The organism is Vibrio sp. 10N.222.54.E6, from assembly GCF_041473955.1.
In the GTDB taxonomy this organism is placed as follows: domain Bacteria; phylum Pseudomonadota; class Gammaproteobacteria; order Enterobacterales; family Vibrionaceae; genus Vibrio; species Vibrio tasmaniensis_A.
The window spans coordinates 86,507-111,021 of record NZ_JBFRTD010000009.1; the positions used below are offsets into that span (position 1 = coordinate 86,507).

17 protein-coding genes are annotated in these 24,515 nt (G+C 45.7%); 15 read left to right on the plus strand and 2 right to left on the minus strand.

Translation table 11 applies throughout. The features are described 5' to 3' along the window. Positions 1 to 15: 15 nt before the first annotated feature. The 11 genes from aspA (at position 16) to AB4513_RS04710 (ending at position 14,715) form a co-directional block, all read left to right on the plus strand. On the plus strand, positions 16 to 1,467 hold the full coding sequence (gene aspA, locus AB4513_RS04660; protein WP_009844714.1) for an aspartate ammonia-lyase: 1,452 nt from the start codon (positions 16 to 18) through the stop codon (positions 1,465 to 1,467). Between the two features lie 181 nt (positions 1,468 to 1,648). Continuing rightward, on the plus strand, positions 1,649 to 2,956 hold the full coding sequence (locus tag AB4513_RS04665; RefSeq protein WP_009844713.1) for an anaerobic C4-dicarboxylate transporter: 1,308 nt from the start codon (positions 1,649 to 1,651) through the stop codon (positions 2,954 to 2,956). Between the two features lie 510 nt (positions 2,957 to 3,466). Beyond that, positions 3,467 to 4,915, plus strand: a complete 1,449-nt coding sequence (locus AB4513_RS04670; protein WP_009844712.1) for a YfcC family protein — start codon at positions 3,467 to 3,469, stop codon at positions 4,913 to 4,915. 804 nt (positions 4,916 to 5,719) lie between these two features. Next, the gene (arcA, locus tag AB4513_RS04675) at positions 5,720 to 6,943 is read left to right on the plus strand and encodes an arginine deiminase (protein ID WP_009844709.1); all 1,224 of its coding nucleotides are present in this window, start codon (positions 5,720 to 5,722) and stop codon (positions 6,941 to 6,943) included. Between the two features lie 72 nt (positions 6,944 to 7,015). Next, entirely contained in the window at positions 7,016 to 7,927 is a 912-nt protein-coding gene (arcC, locus tag AB4513_RS04680) for a carbamate kinase (RefSeq protein ID WP_009844708.1), read from the plus strand. A gap of 178 nt (positions 7,928 to 8,105) precedes the next feature. Beyond that, positions 8,106 to 9,116, plus strand: a complete 1,011-nt coding sequence (locus AB4513_RS04685; protein WP_009844707.1) for an ornithine carbamoyltransferase — start codon at positions 8,106 to 8,108, stop codon at positions 9,114 to 9,116. 499 nt (positions 9,117 to 9,615) lie between these two features. Further along, positions 9,616 to 10,545 (plus strand): aspartate carbamoyltransferase, encoded by a 930-nt coding sequence (gene pyrB, locus AB4513_RS04690; protein WP_004729720.1) that lies wholly within the window; start codon positions 9,616 to 9,618, stop codon positions 10,543 to 10,545. Between the two features lie 15 nt (positions 10,546 to 10,560). Further along, the gene (gene pyrI / locus AB4513_RS04695; RefSeq protein WP_009844706.1) at positions 10,561 to 11,025 is read left to right on the plus strand and encodes an aspartate carbamoyltransferase regulatory subunit; all 465 of its coding nucleotides are present in this window, start codon (positions 10,561 to 10,563) and stop codon (positions 11,023 to 11,025) included. 327 nt (positions 11,026 to 11,352) lie between these two features. Next, positions 11,353 to 11,841, plus strand: a complete 489-nt coding sequence (locus tag AB4513_RS04700) for an arginine repressor (protein ID WP_009844705.1) — start codon at positions 11,353 to 11,355, stop codon at positions 11,839 to 11,841. A gap of 175 nt (positions 11,842 to 12,016) precedes the next feature. Continuing rightward, positions 12,017 to 13,873, plus strand: a complete 1,857-nt coding sequence (locus AB4513_RS04705; protein WP_009844704.1) for a protein-disulfide reductase DsbD — start codon at positions 12,017 to 12,019, stop codon at positions 13,871 to 13,873. A 212-nt stretch (positions 13,874 to 14,085) separates the two neighbouring features. Continuing rightward, positions 14,086 to 14,715 carry a response regulator transcription factor gene (locus tag AB4513_RS04710; RefSeq protein WP_009844703.1) on the plus strand — a complete coding sequence of 210 codons (630 nt, stop codon included), beginning with the start codon at positions 14,086 to 14,088 and terminating at the stop codon, positions 14,713 to 14,715. On the opposite strand, the gene AB4513_RS04715 is transcribed toward AB4513_RS04710, so the two are convergent. Beyond that, positions 14,712 to 16,463 (minus strand): potassium/proton antiporter, encoded by a 1,752-nt coding sequence (locus tag AB4513_RS04715; RefSeq protein WP_009844702.1) that lies wholly within the window; start codon positions 16,461 to 16,463, stop codon positions 14,712 to 14,714. The two genes, AB4513_RS04710 and AB4513_RS04715, sit on opposite strands and share 4 nt — an antisense overlap. Before the next feature lie 438 nt (positions 16,464 to 16,901). Between AB4513_RS04715 and AB4513_RS04720 the strand changes: the two genes are divergently transcribed. From AB4513_RS04720 to AB4513_RS04735, 4 genes are all read left to right on the plus strand, one after another. Further along, the gene (locus AB4513_RS04720; protein ID WP_009844701.1) at positions 16,902 to 17,168 is read left to right on the plus strand and encodes a DUF4212 domain-containing protein; all 267 of its coding nucleotides are present in this window, start codon (positions 16,902 to 16,904) and stop codon (positions 17,166 to 17,168) included. A 10-nt stretch (positions 17,169 to 17,178) separates the two neighbouring features. Continuing rightward, on the plus strand, positions 17,179 to 18,882 hold the full coding sequence (locus tag AB4513_RS04725; protein ID WP_009844700.1) for a sodium:solute symporter family protein: 1,704 nt from the start codon (positions 17,179 to 17,181) through the stop codon (positions 18,880 to 18,882). A gap of 199 nt (positions 18,883 to 19,081) precedes the next feature. Further along, positions 19,082 to 19,465 (plus strand): hypothetical protein, encoded by a 384-nt coding sequence (locus AB4513_RS04730; RefSeq protein WP_009844699.1) that lies wholly within the window; start codon positions 19,082 to 19,084, stop codon positions 19,463 to 19,465. Between the two features lie 12 nt (positions 19,466 to 19,477). Then, positions 19,478 to 20,863 (plus strand): lyase family protein, encoded by a 1,386-nt coding sequence (locus AB4513_RS04735; RefSeq protein ID WP_032554988.1) that lies wholly within the window; start codon positions 19,478 to 19,480, stop codon positions 20,861 to 20,863. Between the two features lie 112 nt (positions 20,864 to 20,975). Here the strand turns inward: AB4513_RS04735 and AB4513_RS04740 are convergent, their stop codons facing one another. Then, positions 20,976 to 24,407 (minus strand): PAS domain-containing hybrid sensor histidine kinase/response regulator, encoded by a 3,432-nt coding sequence (locus AB4513_RS04740; RefSeq protein ID WP_032554989.1) that lies wholly within the window; start codon positions 24,405 to 24,407, stop codon positions 20,976 to 20,978. Positions 24,408 to 24,515 lie beyond the last annotated feature (108 nt).

The window sequence follows — 24,515 nt, forward strand, 5'->3', positions numbered from 1 at the left end:
TCTAAGGATCCTGTTATGGCTAATCTATCAGAAGCTCAAGTTGAAGCTCCTCAAGCTACTCGTCTCGAAGAAGATCTACTAGGTCAACGTCATGTTCCGGCTGATGCTTACTACGGCATCCACACTCTACGCGCAGTTGAAAACTTCAACATCTCAAATGTAACGATCTCAGATGTACCTGAATTCGTTCGCGGTATGGTGATGACAAAGAAAGCAGCGGCTTTAGCAAACAAAGAGTTAGGTGTAATCCCAAGCGAAGTAGCTAAATACATCATCGAAGCTTGTGACCTCATTCTAGACACTGGTAAGTGCATGGATCAGTTCCCATCGGATGTATTCCAAGGTGGTGCTGGTACTTCTGTAAACATGAATGCTAACGAAGTTGTGGCAAACGTGGCACTTGAACTTATGGGCAAAGAAAAAGGCCAATATGAGTTCATCAACCCGAATGACCATGTAAACCGCAGCCAATCAACTAACTGTGCTTACCCAACTGGTTTCCGTATCTCAGTTTACAACAGCGTTCGTAAACTGATTGACGCTATCGAATACCTAAAAGGTGCATTCGAGCTTAAGAGCCAAGAATTCAACACAATCCTGAAGATGGGTCGTACTCAACTTCAAGATGCTGTTCCAATGACGGTTGGCCAAGAGTTCCACGCTTGGGCTGTAACCATCAACGAAGAAATCAAAAACCTAGAATACACTTCAAAGCTATTGCTTGAAGTTAACCTAGGCGCAACGGCTATCGGTACTGGTCTGAACGCAGCACCGGGTTACCAAGGCCTAGCAGTGAAACACCTAGCAGAAGTAACGGGCTTAGAGTGTGTAGCGGCTGAAGATCTTATCGAAGCAACATCTGACTGTGGCGCATACGTAATGACGCACGGTGCACTTAAGCGCCTAGCGGTTAAACTGTCTAAGATTTGTAACGACTTACGTCTTCTTTCTTCAGGCCCACGCACTGGCTTTAACGAACTAAACCTACCTGAACTGCAAGCTGGCTCTTCAATCATGCCAGCTAAAGTAAACCCAGTTGTGCCTGAAGTTGTAAACCAAGTTTGCTTTAAAGTTCTAGGTAACGACAACACGGTTTCTTTCGCAGCAGAAGGCGGTCAGCTTCAACTGAACGTAATGGAACCTGTTATCGCACAAAGCATGTTTGAGTCTCTAGACATTCTAACAAACGCATGTGTGAACCTACGCGACAAGTGTGTAGACGGCATTACTGTGAATAAAGAAGTGTGTGAATCTCACGTATTTAACTCTATCGGTATCGTCACTTACCTAAACCCATACATTGGCCACCACGAGGGTGATGTTGTTGGTAAGATCTGTGCTGAAACAGGTAAAAGCGTTCGTGATGTAGTTCTAGAACGCGGGTTATTAACCGAAGAAGAACTTGATGACATTTTCTCTGTTGAAAATTTGATGCATCCTCAGTATAAAGCAAAACGCTACGAATAACGTTAGCGAAAAAGGGCTCCAAACGGAGCCCTTTTTTAGGCTCCAATACGGTTAACCATGTTAATTTTGTGGGTTTCTATTGGTTGCACTTTTGCGAAATAGAATCTAAACCATAGAACTATTATGTGAACATTCCAGCGGCGAATGTTCACATAATAAAATCTAAAATGAGGTGTTACTTATGATTGCAGTAGAACTATTTGTCGTCCTGCTCTTTATCTTTTTGGGGGCCAGAATTGGCGGTATCGGTATTGGTTTTGCCGGTGGTGCTGGTGTTATTGCCCTTTCACTGATTCTTGGCGTTCCAACAAGCCAGTCTTTCATCCCGATCGACGTAATCTTGATCATCATGTCGGTTATCACCGCAATTGCTGCTATGCAGGTTGCGGGCGGTATGGACTGGTTGGTACAAATTGCAGAAAACTTTTTGCGTAAACACCCTGAACGCATCACCTTTTACGCGCCGATTGTGACCTTTGTAATGACACTAATGGCCGGTACTGGTCACACAGCATTCTCTACGCTTCCTGTAATAGCAGAAGTAGCGAAAGGCCAAGGTGTTCGTCCTTCTCGTCCACTGTCTATCGCAGTTGTCGCCTCTCAAATTGCTATCACAGCTTCGCCAATCTCGGCTGCCGTTGTCGCTTTCGCAGCAATGCTGGCACCCTTTGGTGTTGATTACCTAACGCTATTGATGGTTTGTATCCCAACAACCTTCATCGCTTGTATGGTTGGTGCGGTTGTTGCTAACTACATGGGTAGCGAACTGAAAGACGATCCTGTTTACCAAGAACGTCTAGAGAAAGGCCTAATCAAACTGGCGACAGAAGAGAAACGTGAAATTCTACCAACAGCGAAGAGAGCAACGTACATCTTCCTAGCAGCGATTGGTTTCGTGGTTTGCTACGCAGCGGCTATCTCTAGCTCTGTTGGCCTAATTGAAAACCCAGCGCTTGGTCGTAACGAAGCGATCATGTCTGTGATGCTAGCAGCAGCAGCGGCTATCGTGATGTTCACTAAGATTGATGCTGCGAAGATTTCTTCAGCGCCAACATTCCGCTCTGGTATGACAGCGTGTGTTTGTGTACTTGGTGTAGCTTGGTTAGGTTCAACGTTTGTAAACGCACACGTTGCTGAGATCAAAGACGTAGCAGGTGCTCTACTGGCTGACTACCCATGGATGCTGGCTCTTGTTTTGTTCTTCGCTTCTATGCTGCTTTACTCTCAAGGCGCAACAACAGTTGCACTGATGCCAGCAGCTCTAGCGATTGGCGTAGCACCACTAACAGCCGTGGCTTCTTTTGCTGCAGTAAGTGCACTGTTCGTACTTCCAACTTACCCTACGCTGCTGGCAGCGGTTGAGATGGATGACACAGGCTCAACGCGTATTGGTAAGTACGTATTTAATCACCCATTCTTCATTCCTGGTGTGGTAACAATCAGTACAGCGGTTGCACTCGGCTTCGCATTTGGCGGCCTATTCATCTAGTAATCGCTAATGTTCTAAACTAGAAAAGGAAGCTTCGGCTTCCTTTTTTGTTTTCTGCTCAATGTGTTATTTGATACACGTCAAATAACCGTTATAAAATTCAAAAACCAACTAAAAATAAAGTTTGAATAAAATTCCAGGATTATTCAGGCCATTAATTAGGAATGCCTACCCAGTCAATCTCCCTTTGATTTACCGTCATCCCCATCGAATATTAATCCAAGCTAACTAACCAAAAAACCTTGCCAATTTTCTGCCATTTTCCAGCCCTTTCATTAGCCATTATTTTTGTGAACAGCACCAAACTTAAATACTGACGTAAGGAATAAAATAACCGCAGCTAAATTAAATCTAACTTCATTTGGATTGGTAAATATAAAAACAACCTTAATTTAAAGTCAGCAACTTTATATCGTTGAGTGCTTTATAAGTGTCCGTGTATTTACAATCTATAAATCATTAGTCGCTAATTCACATCACTTCTATTTAAGATGATGTAAGGAGATAGCCATGACAACTCAAACGATACCAAACGAGAAAAAAAAGGGCGGCTTCTTTGCCAACTTTAAATTTCCTTCTGCCTACACCATTCTATTTATTCTGATTGCGTTCGTCGCGCTGCTTACCTGGATTGTTCCAGCAGGCCAATACGACCGTGCAATGAATGAAGAGCTAGGCCGAGAAGTACCCGTAACCGGAACCTATCAAGCGGTAGAAGGTAACCCTCAAGGCGTGATTGATGTACTGCTAGCGCCTATTGATGGCTTCTACGACCACAATAGCTATGAAGCAGCGGCTATCGACGTTTCGCTGTTCATCTTAATCATTGGTGGCTTCTTAGGACTAGTAACCAAAACAGGTGCCATTGATGCTGGCATCGAGCGCGTTACCGCCCGCTTAGAAGGGCGAGAAGAGTTGATGATACCAATACTGATGGCACTGTTTGCCGCTGGTGGTACTGTCTACGGCATGGCGGAAGAATCACTGCCATTCTATACATTACTAGTACCAGTAATGATGGCAGCTCGCTTTGACCCTCTAGTTGCGGCTGCGACGGTATTGCTTGGCGCGGGCATTGGGGTGCTAGGCTCTACCATTAACCCATTCGCGACCGTTATTGCTGCCAACGCCTCTGGTATTCCATTTACCGACGGTATCGCGCTGCGTATTGGAATGCTGATTATTGGTTGGGGTATCTGTGTCGCCTACGTCATGCGCTACGCAAGAATGGTACAAGCCGATCCAACAACATCGATTGTTTACGACAAATACGAAGAGAACAAAGCGCACTTCCTTGGCAACGCAAGTGGTGAAAAACTGGAGTTCACCGCGACTCGCAAACTGATCCTGGCCATTTTTGGTGGCTCTTTCGCTGTCATGATTTACGGTGTATCCGTTGCTGGATGGTGGATGGCAGAGATCTCCGCGATGTTCTTAGCTGCGACTATTATTGTCGGTATTGTGTCTCGCATGAGCGAGGAAGAGTTCACAACTAGCTTCATTGACGGTGCTCGAGACCTACTGGGCGTTGCGCTTATCATAGGTATCGCACGTGGTATCGTAGTCGTAATGGACCGCGGTATGATCACCGACACTATTCTTTTCTCAGCAGAACAAATGGTGACTGGCCTTTCTTCAGTTGTCTTCATTAACGTGATGTTCTTCTTAGAAATTCTACTGTCATTCTTAGTACCTTCGACCTCTGGTCTAGCAGTGCTGACTATGCCAATCATGGCGCCATTAGCCGATTTTGCTGGCGTAGGTCGTGACCTTGTTATCACCGCTTACCAATCTGCATCTGGCTTGGTCAACTTAATCACTCCAACCTCTGCAGTGGTAATGGGCGGCTTGGCGATTGCTCGTGTCCCTTACGTGCGCTGGGTTAAATGGGTGATGCCATTAATCGGAATCTTGATGGTGTTCTGCATCGTTGTACTAAGTATTGGTGCGCTTATCTAAAACCTACACACCACCTTCTCGTTCAAAGCCGCTTTCTTAGCGGCTTTTTTGTTGCTATCGCCCTCAGAACCAGTCCCCAAAACAACCTCACGAGCTGCACACACTCTATTTAAAGCCTCTCTATAGCCAACCTCATCAGCCAACCTTAAACAATCCAAGGACACCTTCGACAAAGCGTAAATCAACATTTTAATATTGATGTTAAGGCTAATAAAAAACAATCCATTCCTCTCCATTATGTTTATAAAAATATTTAGTCATTTATTAACGTTAATTATATTTAAAGTTATTCACCTTGTAATAACCAAAGGGAAAATAAAGGCTATTTTTATAGAAAACTGGCTTAAAAAAACCAATTATAAAGTGTGACCACAACAGCTTTATTCGCATTTATTTTGTTAATAAATAATTAATTTCACATCCAAAATTAAATATCTAAATAGAAACATTGCATACTTCCAAGCTAAGTACATTCTTATCAATAAAACTATTTTGCATATAATCCCTAACAATTTTAATTCTAGGAAGGTTCATCAAAAAAGCGTGCATAAAGTTCCCTAACAGCTAACTATTTAGAATGTAATCGTCATGACTAAAAGTGCATAAAGTTTGTTAAAATCCTTAATTTTAAAGGGCTGCGGGATAAAAAACGATTTGTGATAGATCTCTAAGAATACCTGACTAGCAGGCGTAATATTAATTCCAGACAAGAGATATGAATAAAATAATTCATTATTCTCCACTGAAAATAAATAATTACTCTTAGCGATAAAAGTAATTCAAATATATAAGAGAGAGACGATCATGAGTAAGTTCTATGTAGGTTCTGAAATAGGTCAATTGCGCCGCGTTCTAGTTCACCGCCCAAGACGCGCACTGACTCACCTAACACCCTCTAACTGTCACGATTTACTATTTGATGACGTACTGGCTGTTGAGCGCGCAGGTAAAGAGCATGACGCATTTACTAAAACGCTACGTGATCAGGGTGTTGAAGTTCTTCTTCTTACTGACCTACTAGCAGACACACTAGCAGTGCCAGAAGCGAAAGACTGGCTACTAAGCTGCCAGGTATCTGATTACCGTTTGGGTAAAACATTCGCCAATGATGTGCGCTGCTACTTGGGCGACTTACCAAACTTAGAGCTAGCAAAAATTCTAACGGGCGGTCTGTCTTACGCTGAAATGCCAATGAAATCATCTTCAATGATGCAAGGCATGCACGCACCAACTGACTTCATTATCGAACCTCTACCAAACCACCTATTTACTCGTGACACATCTTGCTGGGTATACGGTGGCGTATCTATCAACCCGATGGCGAAACCTGCTCGTCAACGTGAAACAAACCACGTTCGCGCTATTTACCGCTGGCACCCAACATTCGCAGGCGAAGACTTCATTAAATACTTCGGTGATGAAGAAAACATCAACTACGACAACTCAACAATCGAAGGTGGTGACGTTCTTGTTCTCGGCCGTGGCGCGGTTCTTATCGGTATGTCTGAGCGTACAACAGCACAAGGTGTTGAACACTTAGCGTCTAGCCTATTCAAACACGGTCAAGCGACACAAGTTATCGCAATGCAGCTACCAAAACACCGTTCTTGCATGCACTTAGACACCGTGATGACTCACATGAACGAAGATACGTTCTCTGTTTACCCTGAAGTGGTAAGTAAAGACGTACAGTGCTGGAACCTAACTGGCGATGAGTCAGGCGCAGTGAAAGTGAAAGAAGAAGGCTACTTCGTAACAGCTATCGAAAAAGCACTTGGCGTAGACAAGCTAAACCTAATCACAACTGGTGGCGACAACTTCCATGCAGAACGTGAACAGTGGAACGATGCAAACAACGTTCTAACGGTTAAACCTGGCGTCGTTATTGGCTACGAAGGCAACACATACACCAACGAAAAATACGACAAAGCAGGCATCACGGTTCTTCCGATTCCAGGAGACGAACTTGGTCGCGGTCGCGGTGGTGCACGCTGCATGAGCTGCCCAATTGAGCGTGATGGTATCTAATCACTAAGACGAAACGGCCAAGTTGAACGATCTTAAATAATCTCAACTTGGCCAAAATGAGAGAACACAATTATGACTAAGCAAACTGTTGTTGTTGCACTCGGCGGTAATGCCCTACTTCGTCGCGGTGAGCCGTTAGAAGCCGATGTTCAACGCCGTAATATTGAAACGGCTGTTAAAACCATCTCTGAAATCGCGAAAGTGTACAACGTGGTTCTAGTGCACGGTAATGGTCCACAAGTTGGCTTACTTGCTCTGCAAGGTTTGGAGTACAAAAAAGTAAACCCGTATCCATTGGATGTATTGGGCAGTGAGACTCAAGGCATGATCGGCTACATGCTAATGCAAGAGTTCAAAAACTACCTGCCTGACCGCAACATCTCATGCATGTTGACGCAAATGACCGTTGATCCAAACGATCCTGCATTCGCAGATCCAACTAAGCCAATTGGCCCGATCTACGAAGAAGCAGAAGCGCGTGAGTTAGCGGAGAAATTCCACTGGATCGTAAAACCAGACGGTCAACATTTCCGTCGAGTAGTGCCAAGCCCACGCCCTACTGGCATTGTTGAACACGAAGCGATCACTCAACTTATCGATGCAGGTCACCTCGTAATTTGTACTGGCGGTGGTGGCATCCCAGTGAAAAAAGAAAATGGCAAATTAGTCGGCGTTGAAGCGGTTATCGACAAAGACATGTCAGCGGCTTTCTTGGCGAAACAATTGGATGCGGATGCACTACTTATTCTGACCGATGCTGACGCTGTTTATCTTGATTGGGGCAAACCGACTCAACACGCACTGCGCAGTACTACACCAAGTGAATTGGCGAAGTTTACATTTGATGCAGGCTCAATGGGGCCAAAAATCGAAGCATCGTGCGAGTTCATTCAGCAAGGCGGCAAAGTAGTGGGTATCGGCGCACTCGAAGATGGTTTGCAAATCCTGCAAGGCCAAGCGGGCACCAATATCACCAAAGGTTAATGCACTAGCGAGCTTTATCATCTTGAGAGTCTTAAACCTTGAGAGCTTTTAAAGCTTGCGAAAACAGATTAAACGAAACAAACAAAACCGAACAACTTTAACTAAAAATTGAATCGCGCTTTCTTGAATTTTATTTCCCTGTAACAAGGAAGCGCCTAAATCTAAGAAGGAATACATCATGGCTTTTAACCTACGCAATCGTAACTTCCTAAAACTACTAGATTTCACTCCACGCGAAATTCAACACTTGTTAGATCTTTCTATGGAGCTAAAAAAAGCGAAGTACAACGGTTACGAACAGCCAACACTGACTGGCAAAAACATTGCGCTTATCTTTGAAAAAACCTCAACTCGTACTCGCTGTGCATTCGAAGTAGCAGCATTCGACCAAGGTGCTCGAGTTTCTTACTTAGGCCCATCTGGCTCTCAAATTGGCCACAAAGAATCAATGAAAGACACCGCTCGCGTTCTAGGCCGTATGTACGATGGCATCGAATACCGCGGCTTTGGTCAAGAAATCGTTGAAGAGCTAGGCGCTTACGCTGGCGTTCCTGTGTGGAATGGCCTGACTGACGAATTCCACCCAACACAAATCCTAGCTGACTTCCTAACTATGACGGAATACGGCCGTGGCAAGCAATTGCATGAAATCAAGTTTGCTTACCTAGGTGATGCTCGCAACAACATGGGCAACTCTCTGATGGTTGGTGCTGCGAAAATGGGCATGGACATTCGCCTTGTTGCTCCAAAACAATTCTGGCCAGAAGAAGAGCTATTAGCTCAATGTCGTGAAATCGCAGAACACACTGGCGGCAAAATCACGCTAACAGAAGATGTTCAAGAAGGCGTGCAAGGTTGTGACTTCCTATATACCGACGTTTGGGTATCAATGGGCGAAGCGAAAGAAGCATGGGCTGAGCGTATCAACCTAATGATGCCTTACCAAGTCAACATGGACATGATCAAAGCAACAGGCAACCCACATGTGAAATTCATGCACTGCCTACCTGCTTTCCACGGCGAAGATACAACTGTCGGCAAACAGCTTGCTGCTGAATATCCGCAGCTTAAAGATGGCGTAGAAGTGACGGATGAAGTGGTTGAGTCTGAATACTCTATCGTGTTCGATGAAGCAGAAAACCGCATGCACACTATCAAAGCAGTAATGGTTGCGACATTAGGCAGCTAATGACCTAAGAAACTAAACAGTTAAGACGTTAAAAATTAAGAAGCTAGGCACTCACTTGTTCGAAATACGTTGATAAGTTAAGTGCAATGACAGGGAAATGCGGGTGGCGTTCTTGGGATTTTGACCTTGAATAAAACTCGCATTTTTTTTCATGCGGTTGAAGAGATAATTTCCTGGAAAACCCTGTAAGTCTCAGCCCCAACAAAGACTTAAATGGGAGTTTAAAATGGACGTAATCTCGCATAAAAATCCATTAAATGAATACTTTACAGAAAGTATTGCATGGCCTTTTTATCTGAGTATAATCCTCCGCAATTTGTCTTAAGAGAGCAAAAAATGAACCGCAATTTTTTCGCACATGATTGTCAGCCAATACGCCTTAGAACGGCGTTGGTGTCATTTTTATTTTGCTCTATTGATCATTTCGAAGCCTCCTATTTTTAGGGGGCTTTTTTTTGTCCGCAATTTGACTGTATGCATAGAAAAAGGAAGACCCGTTATGGCGCATTCGTTATTTAACAAGCACATCATCTCCATTCCAGAGCTATCTCGTGATGAACTGGAGCTTATCGTCGATACTGCAGCAAGACTCAAAGCAGAACCAAACCCTGAGCTGCTGAAAAATAAAGTCGTTGCGAGCTGCTTCTTTGAGCCTTCAACTCGAACTCGCCTCTCATTTGAAACCGCAGTTCAACGCCTTGGCGGCACAGTCATCGGCTTTGATAATGGCGGCAACACATCGCTGGCGAAAAAAGGCGAAACACTTGCCGATTCCGTTCAAGTGATTTCATCTTACGTGGATGCCTTTGTGATGCGTCACCCACAAGAAGGCGCGGCGCGCTTAGCGTCTGAATTTTCTAACGGTGTGCCAATTGTGAATGGTGGCGATGGTGCAAACCAACACCCAACGCAAACCTTATTGGATCTGTTCTCGATTTACGAAACGCAAGGCACGCTCGATAACCTCAATGTGGCGTTCGTCGGCGACCTAAAATATGGCCGTACCGTACACTCTTTGACGCAAGCACTATCAAAATTCAATAACGTGCGTTTCTTCTTTATCGCGCCAGAAGTGTTAGCGATGCCTGATTACATCTGTGAAGAATTGGAAGAGATGGGCATCCAATACAGCACCCACAGCAGCATTGAAGAAGTGGTGCCTGAACTGGATGTCCTGTACATGACTCGCGTACAGAAAGAGCGCTTTGATGCGTCAGAATACGCGCACATGAAGTCGGCTTACATTCTAACGGCCGATACCTTGAAAGATGCACGCCAGAACATGAAGGTGCTTCACCCATTACCACGCGTCGATGAAATCACAACCGACGTAGATAAAACGCCACACGCTTACTACTTTGAACAAGCTGAAAACGGTGTATACGCTCGCGAAGCCCTATTGGCCCTAGTTCTTAACGACACTTTATAAGCAGGAGAAACAGTCATGGTTAAACAAACTCAGCTACAAGTAGAAGCGATCCGTAACGGCAGCGTGATTGACCACATCCCTGCTCATCTTGGTATCAAAATCCTTAAACTGTTTAAGCTACACAAAACAGAACAACGCATCACCATGGGATTGAATCTGCCATCATCTGCGCTTGGTCATAAAGATCTGATCAAGATTGAGAACATCTTTCTGACCAAGGAACAAGCCAACCAATTGGCTCTGTATGCGCCGCAAGCGACGGTAAATCAGATTGAAGAGTACAAGGTGGTTAATAAGCTAACATTAGTACTGCCAGACCAAATCAACAGTGTGTACTCTTGCCCGAATAGCAACTGTATTTCGCACGGTGAACCCGTTGAAAGTAGCTTTAAAGTGCAGCTAAAACACGAAAACGTCCAACTAAAATGTCACTATTGTGAAAAAGTATTCTCTCGCGAGATCATGAGTGAAATCCGCTAGCCCTTAGCGCTCTTACCTTCGTAAAAGAAACCGCTCAAACTACATGGATATTTATTCCCAACCTGGAATAAATATCCACTTACCCAAAGAATAAAATTCCACAAAAAAAGCAAATAACCAGAATTTTGTTTGGTGATCGCCTTCAAAAAGATAACTATTCTTTAGTGGTAGACTGGATGAATAGAAGATCATACATCACGCATACCCTTCCTATTTATTTCGGGATTCATCGGTAAGCCCTAACTAACAATCGTACTCTACGGCTTTGGGAGTGCGTTCTGCGCTATGGACAAGCGATACCCACACGTTGGCTTTAAGGAGTTGTTCATGAACCAAATCACTGAGCACGGTTGCTTGTATTCAGCTGAAGATAAAACACTGACTGCAGCGTGCAAACGCTTACTACAACAGCAAAGCTTCTCGACCCAGAACCAGCTGCGAGAGAAACTCGTCGACATTGGTTATACAGGCATTAGCCAGTCGACTGTGTCTCGTATTTTGTCACAACTCGGTGTTGTCAAAATCCAGAACGCCTGTGGCAAAAAGGTTTACTGCATCACCGTAGAAAGCGCACCGGTACGTGTCGATGCGTCAATCTCATCACAAATCGAATTAATTACTCACAACCAAGCAATGGTGATCGTAAAAACAAACCCTGGTTGCGCACAGTTGGTCGCAAGATTGGTTGATATCGACCCACATACCGAGATTATCGGTACGGTTGGCGGCAATGACACGGTGTTAATTATTCCGAAAGACACCACGAATATAGATGCTTGCGAACAAGTAGTAAGAGCACGCTTAGGAGTGGCTTAAATGTCTTATTGGCAAAAGCTGACAACTCATGTTGAGCGACTGACACTCTCTCGACTGCCCCAGAAAATAGCCCACCCGCCTTAGGGGATATTTGTCTACCGATGAAACTAATCACAAACTATTACGGTCTGATTGAGTTAAGATACCTTCAACTCCATTTTGATGACTAAATAGTATGCGACGACTTGCCACATTACTTTTTGTTTGTGTTTCCCTGTTCACCCAGCCTGCGTGGGCGCTTTTTGGAAACGACAACGCCGAGCCAAGCTTCGGAGGCAATAACAACGGTTTTGTCCCTGTAGACCAAGCTTTCCCTTTCAATTACTACCAGCAAGACGGCAAGGTCCTTCTCGACTGGCAAGTAAAAAAGGGCTACTACCTCTATCAACATAGCCTCTCGTTCACTGGCCAAAATCTCACTATCGGCAATGTTGAAATGGAAAATGGCCAACCACACCAAGATGAATTCTTCGGTGAGGTGAGCATCTATACTCAGCCATTATTCGTGCAAGTTCCTCTACAGAGTTACCAAGATAGCTCACAGCTGATCGTTAAGTATCAAGGCTGTGCAGATGCTGGTTTCTGTTACCCACCAGAGATCCGAGTAATCGACATTGAACCGTTTACTGCGACGAGTTCTGGGGATATGAAAAGCAGTGATGATCAAAACAGTGGTGCTTTACAAGGTTCTTCTGGTGAAGCTGACAATTCAGTACAAGCCTCTTCTCCTACCGCTGACGCAGCAAGCAATACCACTCAACAAACCAATGCTCCAGTTTCAAAAGAAGCAGGCTTAGCCGATAAGCTGGGTGACAGTTGGTGGACGCCATTATTATTCCTCGCACTCGGTGTTGGCTTAGCCTTTACGCCGTGTGTTCTGCCTATGTATCCGATTCTAACGGGTATTGTGCTAGGTGGCGGTAAGCTCAGCCAAGGCCGTGCGCTGATGCTGTCGTTCATTTATGTACAAGGCATGGCGCTGACCTACACCTTATTGGGTTTAGTGGTTGCTTCAGCAGGCATGCAGTTCCAAGCTGCGATGCAGCACCCTTATGTATTAATCGCGCTGAGTGTTCTGTTCGTGACGTTGGCGATGTCGATGTTCGGCGTTTATAACCTACAACTACCAAGCAGCATCCAAACTTGGCTTAACAACCAAAGTAACAAGCAACAAGGTGGCAATACCTTGGGCGTGTTCGCAATGGGCGCTATCTCTGGCTTGGTGTGTTCACCTTGTACCACTGCGCCACTGTCAGGCGCGTTACTGTACGTGGCTCAAAGTGGCGACCTATTAACCGGGGCGTTCGCTCTGTATGCGTTAGCGATGGGTATGGGTATACCGCTGATTTTGGTTGCGGTGTTTGGTAATAAGCTACTACCAAAAGCAGGTAGCTGGATGGACAAGGTGAAGATCGTATTCGGCTTTATCTTGCTGGCAGCGCCTATCTTCCTGCTAGAGCGAATTATTCCTGAATTGTGGGCAACGGTACTTTGGTCTGGTCTTGGGTTCATCGCCTTTGGTTGGCTTTACCACAGCAAGAATGCACTGCCATTCGGTGGTTGGAAACAGAGCGCTGTAGGTATCATCGCGATGCTTGGCCTGTTCGCATCAGCTCAACCTGCACTCAATTACTGGTTCGCAGAAAAGAGCGTTGTGGTTGAGCAACAAATCCAATTTGCCCGCGTCAACACGGTTGAAGAGTTAGAAATCCAGCTCATCGAAGCCAAGAAACTCGGCAAACCAGTGATGCTCGATTTCTACGCCGATTGGTGTGTGGCCTGTAAAGAGTTTGAGAAGTACACCTTCCACCAAGCTGATGTTGAGAACAAGCTTTCTGACTTTGTTCTTCTTCAAGCTGACGTAACGAGAAACATGCCTCAAGACATTGAACTGCTTAAACAATTACAGGTGCTGGGCTTACCAACCATAGAGTTCTGGGATGGCGAGGGTAACCATGTTCCAAATGCTCGTGTAACGGGTTTTATGGCTGCCGATGTATTCTTGAAACACATGCAAGACCACCAGCTATAACGGCAATATTCACCGGAATATCTGCCTAAACGAAAGCCGCACTGCCCCTCATTAACGAGATGGCAGTGCGGCTTTTTTGCTATTCAGAGTAACGCTTTCTTATTCCGGGGATAAAAGTCGATATGGTTCAGACTTTTCATGCATAGATATTGTCCACATACTCAATCAGGATGATAATAAATATTAACTAAATTGTTAAAAGTATGAACGTCATGGACTCGACCTATACCATCATCATTGCTGATGACCATCCTCTTTTTCGCAACGCCCTGTTTCAGTCAGTTCATATGGCGATCAGCGGTGCGAACCTGCTTGAGGCTGATTCTCTCGATGCCTTACTGACTCTGCTAAAAAAAGAAGATGAACCTGATCTGTTGCTTCTCGACCTTAAAATGCCGGGTTCAAACGGGATGTCTGGCCTAATTCAACTGCGTGCTGAATACCCAGATTTACCAATTGTGGTGATCTCTGCCAGCGAGGATGCCAGCGTTGTCACTCAAGTGAAGAGCCACGGTGCCTTTGGCTTTATTCCTAAATCGAGTGATATGCGTGAATTGGTCAGCGCACTCAATCAAGTGCTGAATGGCGACCCGTTCTTCCCTGAAGGGCTGATCACCAACAATGCAGCCTGTAGCGACCTTGCGGAAAAGCTTTCCACATTGACGCCTCAACAATACAAGGTGTTAGGAATGCTATCGGACGGCCTACTGAACAAGCAAATTGCGTACGAATTGAATGTTTCGGAAGCGACCATCAAGGCGCATATGACAGCCATCTTCCGTAAACTGGATGTGAAAAACCGAACTCAAGCAGTTATCTTGCTACAAGAAATCCACAATTAAGCTTCGTTTACATCCTCTTCTAAAGTCGTCTTAGGCAAACATAAACCCAGCTTGACGACTTTATGATCATCTATATCTGCAACCACCCAAGTGATGTCATGCCACTCGAAGCTGTCGCCTAATACCGGGTGTGCCCCAAGCTCTTGATCAACCAATTGTTTTAGCGTCATTTCTCGCTCTTCTTCCGAGCCAAGTTCAATACCATAACAATCGCTTACCGCAGCGACCGATAACCCAACATCTAAGAAGAAGTCACCAAAGAATCGAGCGGCTTCTTCTGCCAAAGGTGCCTCACTGAAGAGCTCACTTAGGCTACCTAGGTCTTTATCTTGACCAAGTACACAGAGAATATCGTTCGCCTCTAATATGGTACTGCCCGATGGGTGAAGCAAGGCATCTTGTCGAAACAGTGCGGTAATGCGTGTCCCTTCTGGCATCGATAAACGCTTGAGCGGTTCACCGACACACCACTTTTCCTCTTTCAGCTTGTAGACAAACATCTCCCATTCACTGGTCGGATAAATCTCGATACCGGTGCGAGAAATCGGTGTTGGCGTTGGCGGTAGAGTCACTTTAGCGAGTCTTGCGACTTTCATTAAGCTGCCGCCTTGAACAATCAACGAAACCATAACCACGAAGAAGGCGATATTGAAATACAGCTGAGCATTTGGCAGGCCAGCCATCATCGGGAAAACCGCCAAAATGATCGGAACTGCACCACGTAAACCGACCCAAGAGACAAACCAGCGCTCCTTGGTGGTAAAGCTTCTGAACGGCAGCAAACCCAACCAAACCGACACTGGACGAGCAAACAAAATCATACCGAAAGCCAGTGCTAACGCAGGAAGTGCAATGTCCATTAAGGTCGATGGAGTCACCAATAAACCCAACACCAAGAACATCACGATCTGACTTAGCCACGTCATACCGTCTAGGACATTAAGAATAGAGTGTCGAGAACGCGTTGGACGATTACCAATGAACAAGCCCACTAGGTAAATCGATAATATGCCACTACCGCCAAGCATGTTAGAGAACGCAAACAGCGCCACGCCCCCACTGAGTACCAGAATGGAGTAAAGGCCATCAGCCAGTTGTACTCGATTGATTAAGCTCCATAGAACCCAGCCGCCGCCAATACCAACAAGGGTGCCGATACCAAACTGCATCGCAAAACTTTGCAGTAGGAAGTTCATTCCCATCTCAGCGTCAGGGTTACCTAACAGCGCAATTAAGGTCACCGTCAGGAAGACCGCCATTGGGTCGTTAGTGCCCGATTCGATCTCTAGAGTTGAACCTACACGCTCATTGAGACTCTGCCCTTTCAGCAAAGAGAATACCGCTGCCGCATCGGTTGAACCCACAATCGCCCCGACCAAGATGCCCTGCATTAATGACAAGTCAAACAGCCAAGCCGCCATCAATCCGGTTAAGGTTGCTGTACATGCGACACCTATCGTCGCCAGCGAGAGCGAAGGCCAGAAAGCGACCTTGAAGCTCGCCACCTTGGTTCGCATACCGCCATCCAACAGAATCACGGCAAGCGCAAGGTTACTCACCAAGTAGGTCAGTGAGTAATCATCGAAATGAATATTACCGGGTCCATCTTCACCCGCTAACATACCAACGAACAAAAAGATCAAAAGAATAGGAACGCCCAATCGAGAGGACACTTGTGAGAAAAGCACGCTGATGGCGATGAGTACGGCACCAGTCAAGAATAAGTGGTTAATGGTTATTGCGTCCAATTCGTTCCCCCAAAGAATAAAATCCGAGCTTTAAGCCTGTTGATCTTTTGCCACTAGCTTGTTGATCTTCTGCCGTTTAGCAAGGCACGGTCGGTGAAAGTGCCGTAGTTACTATAACAAACTTATGTTTCGCTTCGTGTCATAAGCAGGGCTAAATACCGTTTCTCAGTCATTTAGTTGTTAAATTTTATGACTCTCACTCTAATTCATCCCTTTTTGTTAGACCTTTGGCTAATTTAACATCATTGCAACATCACGTTTTTCTATGGTTCTGTCTCCTAGCTCCCATATTTAAGGACATTAGCGCTAATAGCGTCCCGACTAAAGTTGCACAGATCCCTTGACTTATCCTTGCTACATTCTAAATCGTAACATTACGTTAACACAGCAATTTCTACAGAAACGGTTTCTACGAAAACGGAATTAAAGGAGAAGGCAATGGCGTTCGAATCTACGGAACATGCTCAAGCCTACTGGAAGGAAAACTTGGGAATAATGGGAACACTACTCGCTGTCTGGTTTGTGGTGTCTTATGGCGCTGGCATCTTATTTGTGGATGTCCTAAATACCATTCAATTTGGCGGGTTTAAGCTAGGTTTTTGGTTCGCTCAACAAGGTTCAATTTATACCTTCGTGGCGTTGATATTTATTTACGTTGTTCGCATGAATAAGCTGGACAAAAAATACAACGTACAGGAAGACTAGAGGCTAGAACATGGATATTCAAACTTGGACGTTTATTCTCGTCGGTATTACTTTCGCAGTCTATATCGGCATCGCAATCTGGGCTCGCGCTGGAACAACGAGTGAATTCTACGTTGCTGGCGGCGGCGTACACCCAGTAGCAAACGGCATGGCAACAGCCGCTGACTGGATGTCGGCAGCATCATTCATCTCAATGGCAGGTATCATCTCATTCGTTGGTTACGACGGTGCGGTTTACCTCATGGGTTGGACAGGTGGTTATGTACTACTTGCGCTATGTTTAGCACCTTACCTACGTAAGTTCGGTCAGTTTACGGTTCCTGATTTCATCGGTGAACGTTACTACTCGAAAACAGCACGTATGGTAGCGGTATTCTGTGCAATCTTCGTATCATTTACGTACGTTGCGGGCCAGATGCGTGGTGTTGGCGTTGTATTCTCTCGTTTCCTAGAAGTTGATATTAACCTAGGCATCATCATTGGTATGGGTATTGTGTTCTTCTACGCAGTGCTTGGTGGCATGAAAGGCATCACTTATACGCAGGTAGCTCAATTCTGTGTCCTCATTTTCGCCTTCCTTGTTCCAGCAATCTTTACCTCAATCATGATGACAGGTAACCCACTTCCACAAGTTGGTATGGGCTCAACGCTATCAGGTACAGATGTATACTTACTTGATAAACTGGATGGACTAACCGAAGAGCTCGGATTTACAGCCTATACCGAAGGTAACAAGAGCATGGTAGATGTATTCTTCATCTGTGCAGCTCTAATGGTAGGTACTGCCGGTCTTCCACACGTAATCATTCGTTTCTTCACGGTACCAAAAGTACGTGATGCTCGTATCTCAGCGGGTTGGGCACTACTGTTCATCTCATTGCTATACACAACAGCGCCAGGCGTTGCAGCCTTCGCTCGTGTAAATATGATCGAAACGATTAATGGCCCAGACATGCAAGGTGTCGCAGCAGCAGAAGCACCAAGCTGGTACAAAAACTGGGAAAGCACTGGCCTAGTTGGTTGGGAAGATAAGAACGGCGATGGCAAAATGTTCTACTCGGGCGACGAACGCAACGAAATGAAGATTAACCGTGACATCATCGTACTGGCTTCTCCAGAACTAGCAAAACTACCAAACTGGGTTGTCGCACTGCTTGCAGCTGGTGGCTTAGCCGCAGCACTATCAACAGCCGCGGGTCTGCTATTGGTAATCTCAACGTCGATTTCACATGACTTGTTGAAGAAAGGCTTTAGACCAAACATGACCGACAAGCAGGAGCTGTTAGCCGCTCGTTTAGCTGCCATGATCGCGATTGTAGGTGCAGGTTACTTGGGTATTAACCCACCAGGCTTTGTAGCACAGGTAGTAGCGTTTGCCTTCGGCTTAGCCGCAGCATCCTTCTTCCCAGCGATCATCCTAGGTATCTTCTACAAGAAGATGAACAAGGAAGGCGCAATTGCAGGTATGTTGTCAGGTATTGCCTTCACAGCAAGCTACATCATCTACTTCAAGTTCATTAACCCAGCAGCAAGCACACCGGAAAACTGGTGGTTTGGTATCAGCCCAGAAGGCATCGGTACGCTAGGTATGTGTCTAAACTTCGTAGTATCAATTGCAGTGAACAAAGTGACCGCTGAAGTTCCTGAAGATGTACAAGAGATGGTTGAGAACATTCGTTACCCGAAAGGTGCTGGTGAAGCTCACGACCACTAAGCACTACCACGAAACAAAGATGTTTAGCAAAAATGAATCAGTACTTACATTGTAGGGATTAGGTACTGACTCCAGAAAGCCGATACTTCATGTAGCGGCTTTTTCTTTTCCTACTCACTTTATAAAAAGAGAAACAAAGGGTTGTTTTTAAAATCTCATTTGATAATAATTATCATTAACACTCATTGATGAGATGCAGATGATGAAAGAGCAGCAGGTTCTTTATTCGAGGTTTTACAAAGCACAGGATCGCTTTGCTTCATTAGAACAAGTTCAAGGCCATGAACCGTTTGTGATTCGAGAGTATATCGAGTGCGCACTCACGCTTTCTGCTTACTATGAAAAGCATGCCGCCCAAGAAAATATCTTGTTGTGCGAGCTGTATCTGCGCCAAGTTTTCTTCCATTTGATTGAAGCGATTGAGTCTCCAGAACGCAGTTTCGCCTTTCGTCATATCTGCCTAGACTCTATTCACTCACCACTATTTTATTTGAAACGCCACTACTGCCAGCAGCCTCAAGGCCAAGCGCGTTTTTTGAATCTCAGCCAAACACTACAACAAGTCCAAGCCCCACTTGGCTAACAAGGATAGAAGATGACTCTACAATTTCGGATAGAAAAAGACAGCATGGGCGAAGTGAAAGTTCCTGCCGATGCGCTATACCAAGCTCAAACTCAACGTGCCGCTGATAACTTCGCGTTTAGTTCACACAAGATGCCAGCCAGTTTCATTCAAGCACTGGCGCTGATTAAGCAGGCCGCCGCCGATACCAACGCTCAGTTAGGTTTATTAGAAGGTGATATTGCCAACGCGATAGCCGAAGCTAGCCAAGAGATCATTGAGGGTAAACACCTCGAGCAATTCCCTATTGATGTTTACCAAACCGGTTCTGGTACGAGCTCCAACATGAATGCCAACGAAGTGATTGCGACACTCGCTTCAAGAAGCCTGCAAGGAGACGTGAACCCGAATGATCACGTAAACATGGGGCAAAGCAGTAACGATGTCGTGCCGACAGCAATCCAAGTCAGTGTCGCTTTGATGGCAGAAAATAAGCTGTTGCCTGCACTTACCCACCTTTTTGCGGCGCTTACCGTAAAACAGCATGAACTTGCTGAGGTAGTCAAAACTGGCCGTACCCATCTAATGGATGCAATGCCGATTACCTTTGCTCAAGAGCTTGGTGGTTGGAAATTTCAGATTGAACATGCCAAGCAAGCGATAGAAAGCAGCTTGCCAGCAGTCAAGGCGCTTGCTCAAGGTGGTACAGCGGTAGGTACGGGGATTAATGCCGACCCACGCTTTGCCGATAAGTTTGCAAGTAACCTGTCTCAATCGACAAAGATCAGTTTTACCTCGAGTGAAAACTTCTTTTTTAACCTCAGTAGCCAAGACGCGATCGTTGCACTGTCAGGTCAGCTTAAAACTGCAGCAGTTGCGATCATGAAGATCTCAAACGATCTTCGCTGGATGAATTCAGGGCCGTTGGCTGGCTTAGGGGAAATTGAGTTGCAGGCTCTACAGCCGGGTTCATCGATCATGCCTGGCAAAGTGAACCCTGTAATTCCAGAAGCAGCTGCAATGGCGGCAGCACAAGTGATTGGCAATGACACCACCATTACGATTGCAGGCCAATCGGGTAACTTCCAATTAAATGTGATGCTGCCCGTTATTGCTCATAACGTATTAGAAAGCATAGAGTTGTTAGCAAACAGTTCAGTCGCACTGGCTGATAAAGCGATTTCTACCTTCACGGTACGCCAAGACAACCTCGATTTGGCACTGTCAAAGAATCCAATTCTGGTGACCGCACTTAACCCTGTGATTGGCTACCTAAAAGCGGCTGATATTGCCAAGAAAGCCTACAAAGAGGGCTTACCGATTCTTGATGTGGCCGAACGAGAAACGGATCTTAGCCGAGAAGAACTCAGCAAGCTGCTTGATCCAAGCACGCTGACGCAGGGCGGTATTGCGGGCTAGTTAGTTAAAAAGCGAATAGGCATTAACGATCCTTACTGAAACAAAAAAGGCCTCATCCGAGGCCTTTTTTACATCCGTTCATTAATTAGGAATTCGAGCTGATTATTCCTAATTAACTCACCCGATTTAGAACCGCTCTGAGTTTTAGCGGCTTGACGGGTTTAGCGATAAAGCTGAAGCTATTGGCTTTTATTGCTGCCAGCATGTCATCGGTTCTATCTGCACTGATAATGACCCCTTCAAAAGAATCTCCAAGACGTAAACGGCATTGTTGCAACACTTCGAGACCCGTTCGGCCATTATCGAGGCGATAATCAGAGAAAATCACATCCGGCTGCCAATCATCATCGAGACACTTCAAACTTTCGACTAAGTCGACGGCGGTCTTAACCTCACAGCCCCAACGACCAATCAAGTTCTCCATGCCGACTAAAATCTCGCGCTCATTATCGACACACAGTATTTTCAGATGTTCGATGTCACTGGTCGCCATTGGCGTCGAAGCTTGTACAACCGGAGCCACCTGCTCTGCTCTCGCTAAGGTGATGGAAAAGACGCTACCTTCTCCCGGCCATGAACGCATCGATATTTGATGACCAAGCACATGAGCAATCCCTTTCGAAATCGCCAACCCTAATCCCAACCCCTGATCGGCTCGTACTTGGCTACCTCGCGTAAACTCTTCGAAGATCTCTTGTTGCTTGTCTTCATCGATACCGGTTCCGTTATCCCACACATCAATTCGTACCTGATCATTCACTCGTCTCGCACCGAGGACCACTTTCCCTTCAGGGTTATAGCGAAACGCATTCGTTAAAAAGTTCTGAATCACTCGTCTTAATAACTTAGGGTCAGAGTGAATAAACAGTGACGATGGAATCATCTGAAACTGTATTTTTTGCTGTGTCGCTAAAGCGCTAAATTCTGCATTCAGGTTGGTCAGTACATCATGCACGGCAATCGCGTGAATGTTGGTTTCTAATTTTCCTGACTCCAATCGCGAGATATCAAGCAGGTCGCCAATCAGATCTTCAGCCGCACCCAACGCACTTTCGATATGAGAAGAAAGCTGCTTCTCCTCTTGTTCTTTTGCGACCTCAGATAGCGAAGAAGCAAACAAGCGAGCAGCATTTAATGGCTGCATCAAATCGTGACTAACAGCCGCAAGAAAACGACTCTTAGATTGTGATTCTTGGTCAGATATTTGCGTCGCCTTTACCAAACGATGGTTAAGCTTCTCGAGCTCTTGAGTTCGTTCATGGACTCTCGATTCCAAGCTTTCATTAGCATCTTTTAGCGCTTGCTCTGCTTGTCTGAAAACCGTGATATCGGTAAAGCTCATGACGAAGCCACCACTTGGCATTGGGTTACCTTGCACCTCAATCACTCGACCATCCGGACGAATACGAGATGAGGTGTGTCGCGTGCCTTGCTCAAGGTGATAAACACGGCGTCGAACGTGATCTTCTGGGTCGCCTCGGCCACACAAACCTTGCTCAGCATTGTGACGAATTACATCTGAAATGGGTCGACCCACCTGAATCAAGCCTGCAGGGAACTCAAACAGTTCTAAGTAACGTTGATTCCACGCCACCAGCCTCATTTGTTTGTCAATTACGGCAATGCCTTGACCAATATGTTCAATCGCACCTTGCAGTAAACCACGGCTGAAATCGTACAGTTCAGAGGCTTCATCAACGATGGTCGCCACTTCCTCAAGCTGCATATTTCTGCCCTGCAAGGCCGAAGTAAGTACTAACTTAGCTGAAGATGCACCGAATACACCAGCGAGCACACGTTCTGCATGTCGAATCAGGCTTGCGGGCGCTTGTTGGTTAGGAAGTAGCGGCTGCCCGTGCTGTTGCCAATAACTCTGTAAGGCACTTTTCGCACGCTTACGCCCCACAAAACGAGACGCCAGCATTTCTAATTCAGCGACCGTCACACGGCTCTGATAGAGGCTGATGTTCTCATTTTCTGGTAATGGTGTGCCAATAAAAGCAGCCGATTGTAAACGCTCACTTAGGCTTGGTCTGGTCACCATAGAAACCACGGCATAACACAAAGTATTCAGTAAAATACTCAGCACAATCCCCCAGTTTGAACTGCTGATCTCCCAACTGTTGAGCAACTCTGGTGGCGTGATAATCCACAGTAAAAGGTTACTTTCACTATCGCCCGCCAGCATACTGGTTTGGCTCATCAGGGTGATCAGCCAAATCAACGAGCCCACCATTAAGCCGACATAAACCCCCTTCCGGTTGCCCGGACGCCAGTACAAACCACCAATAAGTGCTGGCGCGAATTGAGCAATCGCCGCAAAGGAAAGAAAGCCAATCGCCGACAGTGAGTGAATGGTATCGAGCGCTTGATAGAACAGCCAAGCACCCAGTAACAGCAGTAAAATCAACCCGCGTCGAATCACCAGCAACATGCCAGAAAAATGTCGATGGGTTCTTTGAGTTAGGCGCATACGGCGCAGCAGCAATGGCATCACTAAATCATTCGATACCATGATCGCTAATGCGATGGTCGAGACAATCACCATGCCACTCGCCGCCGAAGTACCTCCGAGGAAAGCTAACAAAGCAATGTGATTCGCACCTTCTGCCATTGGTACACTGATCACGTAAGTATCAGCCGGCATGTCGGTGAGCAGCCCTTGTCCTGCCCAAGCAATTGGCAGCACAAACAGGCCCATCAAAATCAAATAAAGAGGAAACAACCAGCGAGCGGTATGCAAATCTTGAGGACGTTCGTTCTCAACCACCATGGTGTGGAATTGACGCGGCAGACAGACAATCGCCAACATGGTCAAAACGGTATGAATAATTAAGGTCGGAATATTAGGCGATTCGTAGGTGGAAGCCGCCACATCAAACAAGTCAATTTTGTCACTGCTCATCGCCAGGTAGATAATAAACAGGCCAACAATCAAGAATGCTGCAAGCTTAACGATAGATTCAAACGCCACCGCCATCATCATGCCACGGTGATGTTCTGTGTTATCAATGTGTCTTGTACCAAACAGCATGGTAAAAATGGCCAAAGCACCGACCACAAACCAAGAGACGTGATAATCCTGATAACCGAAATCAGACGCTAGGTTTGGCGCAACAATATCTAGCCCCATCGTAATACCACGCAGCTGTAGCGCGATATAAGGAAGAATACCGACCACGGCAATCACGGTGACGGCAACAGCCAAGCCCTGAGATTTTCCATAACGAGCCGCGATAAAGTCGGCAATTGAAGTGATGTGTTCACGCTTTGCAATCAGGATCAACCGCGCCAAGATCCGCCACCCGAGTGTAAAGACCAGAATGGGGGCGAGATAGATGGGTAAAAAGGACCATGGGTTATTGCTCGCCTGTCCGACCGTTCCATAGAAAGTCCAAGAGGTACAATACACTGCAATCGAAAGACTATAGATCCATGGGCGCCAACGCGATAGCCAGCGAACCTGCCTGTCTCCATACCAAGCGATCAGAAATAACACGCCCAAATAGGCTAAAGAGACTGGAATTACTATCCATCCTTGCATTAAAAACCCTTTTTCATCCATAAAAAAACCTCTCCATAAGGGAGAGGTTTCATTTAACTAAGGATGGGTCATTAACTCAATCGAATCGCTTAAATTCTGTGCTTCAGA

Bases quoted from the DNA above. Each gene is read 5' to 3' on its own strand.
- AB4513_RS04700 (WP_009844705.1), top strand. From the start codon at position 11,353: ATGAACCAAATCACTGAGCACGGTTGCTTGTATTCAGCTGAAGATAAA.
- AB4513_RS04710 (WP_009844703.1), top strand. From the start codon at position 14,086: ATGGACTCGACCTATACCATCATCATTGCTGATGACCATCCTCTTTTT.
- pyrI (WP_009844706.1), top strand. From the start codon at position 10,561: ATGGTTAAACAAACTCAGCTACAAGTAGAAGCGATCCGTAACGGCAGC.
- aspA (WP_009844714.1), top strand. From the start codon at position 16: ATGGCTAATCTATCAGAAGCTCAAGTTGAAGCTCCTCAAGCTACTCGT.
- AB4513_RS04735 (WP_032554988.1), top strand. From the start codon at position 19,478: ATGACTCTACAATTTCGGATAGAAAAAGACAGCATGGGCGAAGTGAAA.
- arcA (WP_009844709.1), top strand. From the start codon at position 5,720: ATGAGTAAGTTCTATGTAGGTTCTGAAATAGGTCAATTGCGCCGCGTT.
- AB4513_RS04740 (WP_032554989.1), bottom strand. From the start codon at position 24,407: ATGCAAGGATGGATAGTAATTCCAGTCTCTTTAGCCTATTTGGGCGTG.
- pyrB (WP_004729720.1), top strand. From the start codon at position 9,616: ATGGCGCATTCGTTATTTAACAAGCACATCATCTCCATTCCAGAGCTA.
- AB4513_RS04685 (WP_009844707.1), top strand. From the start codon at position 8,106: ATGGCTTTTAACCTACGCAATCGTAACTTCCTAAAACTACTAGATTTC.
- AB4513_RS04665 (WP_009844713.1), top strand. From the start codon at position 1,649: ATGATTGCAGTAGAACTATTTGTCGTCCTGCTCTTTATCTTTTTGGGG.
- AB4513_RS04720 (WP_009844701.1), top strand. From the start codon at position 16,902: ATGGCGTTCGAATCTACGGAACATGCTCAAGCCTACTGGAAGGAAAAC.
- AB4513_RS04730 (WP_009844699.1), top strand. From the start codon at position 19,082: ATGATGAAAGAGCAGCAGGTTCTTTATTCGAGGTTTTACAAAGCACAG.
- AB4513_RS04670 (WP_009844712.1), top strand. From the start codon at position 3,467: ATGACAACTCAAACGATACCAAACGAGAAAAAAAAGGGCGGCTTCTTT.
- arcC (WP_009844708.1), top strand. From the start codon at position 7,016: ATGACTAAGCAAACTGTTGTTGTTGCACTCGGCGGTAATGCCCTACTT.
- AB4513_RS04705 (WP_009844704.1), top strand. From the start codon at position 12,017: ATGCGACGACTTGCCACATTACTTTTTGTTTGTGTTTCCCTGTTCACC.
- AB4513_RS04725 (WP_009844700.1), top strand. From the start codon at position 17,179: ATGGATATTCAAACTTGGACGTTTATTCTCGTCGGTATTACTTTCGCA.